Genomic DNA, 9,150 nt, shown 5'->3' with positions numbered 1-9,150 from the left:
GATTTGTTGTCCTTAAATTGCCATGTAGTACTGCATCAGCACTGATCATCTCAGAATATGTAAGTGCAGCACCATGTTTTTTGCAGAGCATCCTGAATGCGGGATTCGTTACATCTGCCATCGGTGCGAGGAACAATTTTCCATCTATCTTTACATTTCCTATCTTCATTCTTCAGTATACTCCGGAAAAAGAGCTTTTTAACCCGCTATTCGCCGTATGATATAAAAAAGAATTCCTAAAAAAGAAAAATGTAGGCTATGTGTGATACTTGCTATCTCACGGGCTATCAGTACCTCTACATTGGGGAACCTTTTACTACTTTATCAGGCACGCCACAGATCAGGAATTTGCTCACATCACTCTTTCCAAGTCTGCCCATTACTATCAGGTCGATATCATTCTCATGTGCGAACCTGATGATTTCATTTCCCGGATTACCTTCCAACACTTTTTTCTCTACGTCCACGCCAGCCTTCTTTGCTATTTCTTCCACGTGGTCGATGGCTTTTTCGCCATGAAGGCACATCTGCAAACAGTTGCCCCCCTCCTATAAATAAAAATGTGTTGTTACAGTTATATATACGTTAGTTCCCAAAGATTTCATTTGGAATGTATAGTATTTATAAGATCAATGAATGTGTGATTCACATTCTATAAAGGTCAATAAATAACAGCAGGTTGGGTATGACGAAAATCTTAGCTTTTGTAGGGATGCCGGCTTCGGGCAAATCAGTAGCTGCATCGATCTTGGGAGAATCAGGTATCAAGGTCGTCAATATGGGTGATGTGATACGTGAAGAGGTTGTACGCAGAGGACTTGAGTCCACTGATGCTAATGTGGGTGGTGTCGGAACCGACTTGCGTAACAAAGAGGGTAAAGATGCTGTAGCCAAACGCTGCATACCAAAGATACGAGCAGCAGGCTCTGATTTCCTTGTTGTCGACGGTGTGCGTAGCCTTGCAGAGATCAATTGCTTCAAGCAGGCATTTGGTTCTGATTTTACTTTGGTGACCATAGATGCCCCACTTGAGACGAGGTTTGCAAGGGTTCAAGCCAGAAAAAGAAGCGATGATATGAAGGACATCGATGCTTTACGTGTCAGGGATGACCGTGAGCTTGGCTGGGGTATGGGTGAAGCAATAGCTGCTGCTGACCTTGTTATAGAGAACACAGGAACACTTGATGATTTCAGAAAAAAGGTGCTCAATACGGTGGGGAAGGCATGATAGAGGTACGAGTTTCAGCCAGAGTGAATCCTACAGAAACCGAGGAGAAGGTCAGGATAGCAGTTCAAAGCATTTTCCCTATGATTGATATAAGTTACAATGCAACCGAGGATACCGGGTTCTATGGCATGGTAGAAGGAACTACGGACCTTGAGGGACTCCGCCATCTTCATTACCTGCTCCGCGAAGAGGAAATAATTGACACTGCTCGTACTCAGTTTGAGGTGGGTATAAGAGAAGATGAGCCGTCCACATCTTTCAGGATAAGCAAATTAGTAGCTTTTGTGGGACGCCTTAATTTCCCGGCGGCCGAAGAATCTCTGGGTTCAATACATGTAACAATGAGCGCAAGCTCATCTTTTGAGCTCCACAGGCTTATAGAATGGCTCACTCCACCTACTGAAAAGGGTAAGATACTTTTCGAACCGGATATAGAGGACGTGGAAAGTACATGAAAGTAAGGAATTTGAGTTTTTCCTCCAGAGTAGAGACCGGAAATTCTTTCATCTGGGTCTATCAACTTGAAGACTTGGGATACACCGGTTGGGAGATAGTGCAGGAGGGTTTACAGACCCTGCATAACGGGAACTTAGGCAAGGTCCGTGAGATCCGCGATACCACTGACCTGAAGATCACAATGCATTTGCCTTTTTCAGACATGAATCTGGCAGGTCTTAACGATGGGATACGCAATGAAGCATTAAGGCAGATGCACCGCTGCCTTGAGCTTGGAAGCGAGATCGTTGAACTGGCGGTGGTGCATCCCGGTTACTTATCTCCTTATGGTTCGCAGATGCCTGAAAAAGCCTGGCAGACCCATATAGAGTCCATACGCAGCGTATGCGACACTGCTGCAGAGTACAGTATCACGATAGCTGTGGAGAACATGCCTGAAATGGCCAAGATATTCGGCAAATATCCTGATGAGATGCTCAGGACCCTTGAGGAAGTGAACAGGGACAATGTAGGCATGACCCTGGATGTGGGACATGCACATACAGTGGGAGTTGTGGATGAATTCCTTGAAAAGTGTAAGGAACATATACTGCACATGCACATTCACGACAACCATGGAAAATCAGACGAGCACCTGCCTCTTGGAAGGGGAACCGTCCAGTGGAAAAAGGTCATGGAAAGCCTTGAAGACTATAATGGCAGGCTTGTAACTGAGATGGCCAGCCTGGAAGAAGGTGCGGAGTGTATTGCGTACATTAAGCAGCTCTGAATGCCAGCTATCTCTATTATTTTTCCTGTTCTTTCATCCTGCCGTGCCTTCTGTCGATCTCATCCATCATGTCAAGCATCTTGCGGATAGCTGTCCTGATGGCATCTGACTGGTTAACGAATTTCTTGTCGTCCCCTACGTGCTTGTTCAGGTCATCCAGCAGTTCCTGCGGGATCTCAACGCTTACTTTTGGCATTAGGCTCACCTTCTAAATAAAGAGAGTTCATAGGATTTATGTTTTTCAAAGTTCTCACTGGGAGATATAAAAAGTGAACAGAACAAGAACTATAAACAGTAAAAGAGATTGGCGAGCCGGAAGGGAGTTGAACCCCTGGCCTACGGATTAAGAGTCCGTCGCTCTGCCTGGCTAAGCTACCGGCCCATCTCGTTTGCTGACGTGATGCCTCCATACGTATTTGCTCAATATATACATTTCGGTATGAATGCCATCTATGATTTATTGAAAGTAGAGAATAATTGTCATTGGTGAAGAGTTTATATATGCTTCACCACACAGCTCTGCAGTCCCATGATTTCCACCATATCGCTATTGTCGGGACTGTGTACGATCATCTGTCCTTTCTTGAGGTACGGGATACGCTTCTCATACTCTTTTTTGACCTTTAGTGCTCCAATGGCAGCATCATTGGTGAGGTTAAGGATGATGCGCGTGTTAACCTGCTTGAATACCGTATCATCAATGTCCTGAGGGTCCTGGGTGATCAGGCACAGTCCCAGTCCTTCTTTCCTGCCCTGGCGTGCGGCATCTGCGAACTTTGACACGATTCTCCTGCTATGCTCTCCTGTGGTGCGGGCAAGATACCTGTGGGCTTCATCCAGTGCCAGGACGATGGGTGTTTCCTTGATGGCGTTTTCTCCAGAGGTGCTTAGCTTGTTGTCAACTATTATTGTCATCAAAGTGAGAGTAATCAGGTCACGTATACGGGTGTTGCTGATGTATTCGGTGGGGAACACGCTTACCTGCCCTGTTTTTATGATCTCTTCAAACATCCGGTCTATGGGTCTTGCTGGCTGGTCGAAAACCCTGCTAAGAGCTCTGTCCCTCACCCTGCGCACGATACCATCATATGAGGCTTCGTGGATCTTCCCGCTCTCAACATAATTATCCCTTGTCACATCATCGCTGATGTGCTCTAAAAAGCGATTATACGTATGTTCTCCTGCCTTTTTGAAGAAATCGTCAAGCAGTAATTCCACTCCCTGGTACTGTAGGTCTGTCATACCCACAGGCGCCATGAGCCAGGAATTATTCCTCACCATCTCGAAAGGTATAGTAAATTCCAGTTGCTGTGCCCGCGAACGGCCATTGTATGATTGTCCGTCAACCTTTGCCACGAAAGTGCGGGTATTGGCACATCCTCCGAAATCTACTTTTTCGGATCTGAACCTGAACTCATCGTCCTGTGTAAGTTCAGGATTATCCTCGAACATCTGCGAATACTCATCCTGTGGGTCAAGTATAACAAGGCATGGATTTTTTCGGGCATCAGTACCTCTCACATTGTAGCGATTTTCCTGTGCTATGAACTGTCTGAGAATATTCTTTGTGAAGAATGTTTTACCCGTCCCGGTACTGCCGCATACCAGCATGTGTCTGAAAACCAGAGGATCGCCCATAGAATAATCATTGCGCAGGTAATATGGTACAGTTGGAGGCACCGCCTGTGTCATCACCACCTCGCCTCCCACGCTCAGATGCCCTAGGAAAATACCTTCTCTGGGAATGTTAAGCCCGGTCTGGATCTTCATCTTATCTTTAACAGGCATTATGGGGGTATTGGGTCGTGGTATCCTGTCGCTCATGCGCCGGGCCAGGCTATTGCCTCTGGGATAAAGGATACATATGGGGTCCAGGTATGCCAGGAACTTGTAATCTACTTCATCAGTGGTGTTGGATCTGAGCATCCTGCGAGAGTGTATCTCAGTGGCATCATCCACCGCAAACTCCTGCTTGTACTGTATTTTCCATATACGTGCAAACAGATCTTCCTCTCCATAAGGCACAATCACATACGTTCCCAGCCGCACATCCCTTCTTTTTTCAGTGTTAATGTATCCTGTGATAGTTGCTCCGGATTCTGTGATCTCAAGAGTTTCTATACCAGTTGTGATGATACCAAATGCTTCTCCTGTGTTGCCTTGTGTATCAGAGTGCTTTTCTGCAGTGACCTCATATTCTTCGAAGCTGAATCTTTCCTCAACAGTTGTTTCCTCAGTTCCGGTAATAATTCTAGTGTCTCTGTTTCCTGAAGCTGCGTAGGCTAGTATGTCTTTATCCATCCTCATCGTGTTCACCCCATCTGGTCTCGTTATAGCTGGTATCCACCCGAGAGTACCTGAACCTGTCTAATATTTGCTTTCTTTCCGATACCTGAATCTTTGCGATAGAGTCTGCCTTCTTTAATGTTGCCGGTATCTCGCTTACTCCAATATCATAAAGTACTTTTCTTGTGATGATATCTCGCATTCCTTCATCCTGAGTAAGCCCGTATGGAGCTTCTATCTTAAAGAGCAGGTTCTTTGAAGGAACGTACACTACGAAAAATGTCAGTGAATAATATTCCTGCGGATACTTTGCCCTGAGCTTTTCTTTGACCAGGGGCGATGTGGTATCAAGCATTCTTTCATAGAACTGGTTGGGCTGCATGAACCAGTTAGTGTAAGCTATATAGCGATTGTGTCTGCTTTTTTCTTCCCGATGTCGTGGGGAAGAAAGCAGATTCTTGAAGAACTGCGCATCCATTATCCAGGAAAGTTCTTTCATGCCCTCTTTTCTCAAGGTCTGCATTATCTGCATGTCCTCGGGATTCTTCACAAAACCAATAAAAGGAAGTCTCTTGTCTATGTGATGGTCCACGATGTCGATATAGTTTTGCAGGATACGCTCGGTGTGAGGATCATAAAGCAGCATCACATCCTCAGATTCCACTACCATCCAGTACATGAGGTGCTTGGGATAGATAGGCCCGTCCATAATGAAAAACCCTCGGGGGTCAAGTTCATCCTTCAACCACAGAATGTGTTCGGATTCTGCAAGGTACAGGGCTATATCGTGCACTATCCTGTCGATGCGCTTGCTTAGCAGTCCCGGGCTGATGCGGATGATCTGGCAGCGGCTTGCTCCCCCGTCAACTACCTCCCAATCATCGGTGGTGTCGATATGTACACTGTAACCAGGGGAATAGGTAGCAGCAACTATTGTCCTTCTGTTGTGCAGTTCCAGGTCAGTGGGCGTGGAGGCCATGGCACAATGGCAAAAATCCACGTAAAGACCATTATCAAAAGATCGTGTGGTTGTGCTCCCACTGTCGCATGAATAGGTAACAGGAAAAGGGTCCTGGCTCTGGGACATCTTTTCTATATCCACTCTTCCTCTTTTGAGCCTTCCTATGGCTTTAAGCACAATTTTTCCATCGTGTTTCAGTTCCTTGAGCCTTTCCAGAATATCCATGACCCCATCAGTTTCATCTTTCTCTAAGTCATCCGGCTTCAGGCATCTGTCAATACGATCTGCAAGTTCGGATATGGCCTTTATGTGGACCGGTTCAAGGGTCATGCACTACAATTGCTACTGATGAGAGATATATATTGGGTTATGAAGTAGTACATATTTCATAGTTAAAATCAAAAAATAAAAAGATAGTCCGTCTTTAAATCAACTAAACTTGTTTTATTGTAAACTTGATTTTTTTGAAAGACTTAAATACAACTCAAGCGAAAAAAGCCTACAATAAACCTCTGATCAATCAATAAAACGTTAAATATAAGGAAAGATCAGACTATAAGTAAATTATACTAGATAAAATTAAAAAGAGGTAGTAATTATGGATTCATATGGTCTGTTTATGGTGTTACTTGCGGCCTATATTGTCATATTGGTCGCTATCGGCTGGTATTTCACGAAAAGGCAGAAGTCTGTCACGGATTTCTGGCTTGCAGGACGTAGGATCAACTTCATTGGAATTGGTTTTTCTGCTGCTGCGTCGTGGATGACTGCTGGAGGTATTCTTGCGGTAGTTGGTCTCTACATGCTGCTGGGCATGGGTTCCATCTGGAGCTTCGTGGCGCCTAACATCCTTGCCTTGCTATTGATAGCATTATTAGTAGGTAAAATAAAGCATCTGCCCGCTATCACCCAGCCTGAGCTGCTTGAGCAAAGGTACAGCGGTTCTATAAGAGGTCCTGTGGCTCTCATTATTGCTGTTGTCATGATCCTTTTCGCAGTGGCGGATATCAAGGGTTTTGCGATGGTTCTTGAGATCTTTTTTGGATTGCCTCCTGTATATGCTGCAGCTATAGTGGCATTGGCTGTTTCTGTGTATGTGACCCTCGGAGGTCTTTCTGCTGTTATATGGACCGATGTTATCCAGTTCCTCTTCCTTGCAACTTTCGCTCTGGGGATGGCTGTTGCTATAACAGGTTCAGCTACTTCCGTTGATGTGGCCTCATCCATGACTTCCTCTGAGCTTTTCTCTGATGTGCCGGCAGGATGGTGGAATCCATTCAGTGTTGGTATAGTTGCAGTGATGGTAGCTATCTTTGCCATTATCCCCGGCTGGATCACAGAACAGGATCCCTGGCAAAGGGTCTGGGCTGCCAAGGATGAAAAATCAGCAAGGAACGGTATGATCCTGGGTTCATTCCTTATCTTCCTCGTGTTCGGTGTGACCTGCACCATCATTGCCATTGGGTTAAACCACGTATATCCTGATATTCCTGCATCATTCGCAGAGATAGGCATGGGTGCAATGGCCCAGGCAGAACCGGCGCTACTTGTTTACATCTTTGAGCATTTTTCACCTCTTCTCATAGGTCTTGCAGGTGTGGGTCTGGCAGCTGCTGCAATGTCTTCCACAGACACTTTTGCAACTTCAGGGGGTTCATGTCTCTCTCGTGACATTTACCAGAGGTACATAAAGCCCGATGCAACTATGAAAGAGATGCTTGCGGTAAACAGGGTGAGTGTACTTATAATAGTTGCAGGTGCGACCATAGGGTCCTTCTATATCGATGGTATCATAGATGCAATTCACATAGCTACCTTCATTGCCAGTGCTGCATATTTCTTCCCTATGATGGGAGGACTTTACTGGAAGAGGGCTACAAAGGAAGGTGCTCTTGCTGGCCTGATAGTAGGTTTCATTGCTCAGGTAGCTCTTACTCTAGTTGATCTTGCTAATACTCCGGCTTTTGCTCCTGCTTATCTGGATTCTATACACCCAGTGCTATCTAACCATGGAGTGATATTGGGAATGGCCCTTAGTGGAATAGCTTTCTTTGGTGTTTCCTTCGCTACAAAACCATCAGACACCGTTCATCTTGCTCCATTCTTTAAGGATGCTGCAATGAAGCTGGAAGAAAAGATCGTTGTCGATGAGGCAGATCCTGAGTACAAGAAGATGCGTAAGGTCATGACAGAAGAAATAACAGGTGACCGTGCCCATTTGCACCTAAGTCTGGAAGCCTCTGCCACGATCAATTGGAACAGGTTCGTAGCGGATATTACTGGTAAGTATCATGAGTGGGTTACTCCTGCAGGAGTTGATTCAGTGTACAGGCTGACAAAATCGGATATGCTTGCCTGTATTACTGTTACTCGTGGACAGAGCGAGAAAGAGATCTGGTTTGAATCTGAACCTCGGGTAAAGGACATTGATTTGCTTCGTAAGGAAATGTTTGTAGCATTCAGTGAAGTCTCAAAGACCTTAAAGGAAATGGGTGTATTACTCACCCTTTCTTAATCTTTTTTAACACGCATCTGTTTTATATTACGGGTGGAATTTATAGGTAGGTATTTTAACCAATGATGTATACACTGTAATGGTGATAGAGTGGAGGAGCACATCAAGCACCCCATCTCCGAATTAGAGGTAGATGAAAAGGATAGGGAACGCATACGGAAGATAATGGAAGATTTCGAAAAACTCTCTCCCTCGGAAAAGCTGGATGTATTGCAATTGCAGAACATTATGCTTGAGACTGTAGCGAGACATAATGAAAAATATGGTATACCCCGGCGCACTGTACAGGTTGAACGGCCTTTAAGTGAGATTGTTGCCCACATGTCCAAGGTTTCCATTGATTACTCACAGAAATGTGTGGATTATTATGTTGAACACGTTGCTAAGAAGGGAAAGTTAAGGCAGGAATGAATTCACTGCAGGTCTTACTAAATCCTATCTATTATACTTTTTTGTCCCAAAACTTATATTTCGTTGCTGTTTCAATTCTAACGCATGACTAATGTGATCTTTGATGACATAGGTAGTTACCCACTTCCTGAAGGTGTAACAAAGGAATGGGTACAAAAGGCATTTTCAAAGCACTCAGAGCGCGAAAAACTGTTTCAGCTCATCAATGCTTCATTTCAGCAGAAGATAGATGCAGGAGTTGAGGCTCCTACCTATCCTCAATACCAGAATATGAACGAACAGTTCCTTTCTATAATAAGGGATCCGGAAAATATAGAAGAGCCTTTTAAGGTCAAAGAGAGAGCTGCCAGGATAGTAGAGCTGGAAGCTATCCAGCCAGCGGCTCAGATGTACATGCAATCTCATGGTGAGAAGCAAAATACAAGGGTATGTGTTACAGGTCCCCTGGAAATGTACCTGAAAGAATTCGGAGGAACGGAATACACTGACATCCTCTATCTTTTAGCAGAGAGTGTTGACCGTTT

General features: G+C 44.9%; 10 protein-coding genes, 1 tRNA gene and 1 pseudogene. 6 read left to right on the top strand and 6 right to left on the bottom strand.

Annotation, left to right across the window (positions count from 1 at the left end):
• On the bottom strand, positions 1 to 121 hold a 121-nt coding region (locus ACCM36_RS01365; RefSeq protein ID WP_370571904.1), incomplete at its 3' end, for a tRNA-dihydrouridine synthase.
• 175 nt (positions 122 to 296) lie between these two features.
• A complete protein-coding gene (locus tag ACCM36_RS01360) occupies positions 297 to 527 on the bottom strand; it encodes a universal stress protein (protein WP_370571903.1) in 231 nt (76 codons plus the stop codon).
• Positions 528 to 685: 158 nt separating this feature from the next.
• Here ACCM36_RS01360 and ACCM36_RS01355 point away from each other — a divergent pair, with 158 nt between their 5' ends.
• From ACCM36_RS01355 to ACCM36_RS01345, 3 genes are read left to right on the top strand one after another with little or no spacing between them, the layout of a single operon-like run.
• Complete coding sequence (locus ACCM36_RS01355; RefSeq protein ID WP_370571902.1) at positions 686 to 1,228, top strand: dephospho-CoA kinase; 543 nt, start codon at positions 686 to 688, stop codon at positions 1,226 to 1,228.
• Positions 1,225 to 1,683 carry an RNA-binding domain-containing protein gene (locus ACCM36_RS01350; RefSeq protein WP_370571901.1) on the top strand — a complete coding sequence of 153 codons (459 nt, stop codon included), beginning with the start codon at positions 1,225 to 1,227 and terminating at the stop codon, positions 1,681 to 1,683. Before ACCM36_RS01355 ends, ACCM36_RS01350 begins: the two co-directional genes overlap by 4 nt.
• The gene (locus ACCM36_RS01345) at positions 1,680 to 2,453 is read left to right on the top strand and encodes a sugar phosphate isomerase/epimerase family protein (RefSeq protein WP_370571900.1); all 774 of its coding nucleotides are present in this window, start codon (positions 1,680 to 1,682) and stop codon (positions 2,451 to 2,453) included. Before ACCM36_RS01350 ends, ACCM36_RS01345 begins: the two co-directional genes overlap by 4 nt.
• A gap of 16 nt (positions 2,454 to 2,469) precedes the next feature.
• On the opposite strand, the gene ACCM36_RS01340 is transcribed toward ACCM36_RS01345, so the two are convergent.
• The 4 genes from ACCM36_RS01340 to ACCM36_RS01325 form a co-directional block, all read right to left on the bottom strand.
• Positions 2,470 to 2,649 carry a ribbon-helix-helix domain-containing protein gene (locus ACCM36_RS01340; protein WP_370571899.1) on the bottom strand — a complete coding sequence of 60 codons (180 nt, stop codon included), beginning with the start codon at positions 2,647 to 2,649 and terminating at the stop codon, positions 2,470 to 2,472.
• 109 nt (positions 2,650 to 2,758) lie between these two features.
• Positions 2,759 to 2,835: transfer RNA gene (locus ACCM36_RS01335), tRNA-Lys, on the bottom strand.
• A gap of 113 nt (positions 2,836 to 2,948) precedes the next feature.
• Entirely contained in the window at positions 2,949 to 4,760 is a 1,812-nt protein-coding gene (locus ACCM36_RS01330) for an ATP-binding protein (RefSeq protein WP_370571898.1), read from the bottom strand.
• Complete coding sequence (locus tag ACCM36_RS01325; protein ID WP_370571897.1) at positions 4,747 to 6,030, bottom strand: DNA double-strand break repair nuclease NurA; 1,284 nt, start codon at positions 6,028 to 6,030, stop codon at positions 4,747 to 4,749. Before ACCM36_RS01325 ends, ACCM36_RS01330 begins: the two co-directional genes overlap by 14 nt.
• Before the next feature lie 268 nt (positions 6,031 to 6,298).
• Between ACCM36_RS01325 and ACCM36_RS01320 the strand changes: the two genes are divergently transcribed.
• The 3 genes and pseudogenes from ACCM36_RS01320 to ACCM36_RS01310 all read left to right on the top strand — a co-directional run.
• A complete protein-coding gene (locus tag ACCM36_RS01320) occupies positions 6,299 to 8,215 on the top strand; it encodes a sodium:solute symporter (RefSeq protein ID WP_370571896.1) in 1,917 nt (638 codons plus the stop codon).
• A 90-nt stretch (positions 8,216 to 8,305) separates the two neighbouring features.
• A complete protein-coding gene (locus ACCM36_RS01315; protein ID WP_370571895.1) occupies positions 8,306 to 8,626 on the top strand; it encodes a hypothetical protein in 321 nt (106 codons plus the stop codon).
• 84 nt (positions 8,627 to 8,710) lie between these two features.
• Positions 8,711 to 9,150 (top strand): annotated as a pseudogene (locus ACCM36_RS01310) (methonine synthase); the annotation flags it as partial.

Source organism: Methanomethylovorans sp. (assembly GCF_041305605.1).
GTDB lineage: Archaea > Halobacteriota > Methanosarcinia > Methanosarcinales > Methanosarcinaceae > Methanomethylovorans.
This window is presented reverse-complemented; position numbering and strand designations above follow the sequence as displayed.

Coding starts and splice junctions, on each gene's coding strand:
- ACCM36_RS01360 (WP_370571903.1), bottom strand. CDS start 527: ATGTGCCTTCATGGCGAAAAAGCCATCGACCACGTGGAAGAAATAGCA.
- ACCM36_RS01355 (WP_370571902.1), top strand. CDS start 686: ATGACGAAAATCTTAGCTTTTGTAGGGATGCCGGCTTCGGGCAAATCA.
- ACCM36_RS01350 (WP_370571901.1), top strand. CDS start 1,225: ATGATAGAGGTACGAGTTTCAGCCAGAGTGAATCCTACAGAAACCGAG.
- ACCM36_RS01345 (WP_370571900.1), top strand. CDS start 1,680: ATGAAAGTAAGGAATTTGAGTTTTTCCTCCAGAGTAGAGACCGGAAAT.
- ACCM36_RS01340 (WP_370571899.1), bottom strand. CDS start 2,649: ATGCCAAAAGTAAGCGTTGAGATCCCGCAGGAACTGCTGGATGACCTG.
- ACCM36_RS01330 (WP_370571898.1), bottom strand. CDS start 4,760: ATGAGGATGGATAAAGACATACTAGCCTACGCAGCTTCAGGAAACAGA.
- ACCM36_RS01325 (WP_370571897.1), bottom strand. CDS start 6,030: ATGACCCTTGAACCGGTCCACATAAAGGCCATATCCGAACTTGCAGAT.
- ACCM36_RS01320 (WP_370571896.1), top strand. CDS start 6,299: ATGGATTCATATGGTCTGTTTATGGTGTTACTTGCGGCCTATATTGTC.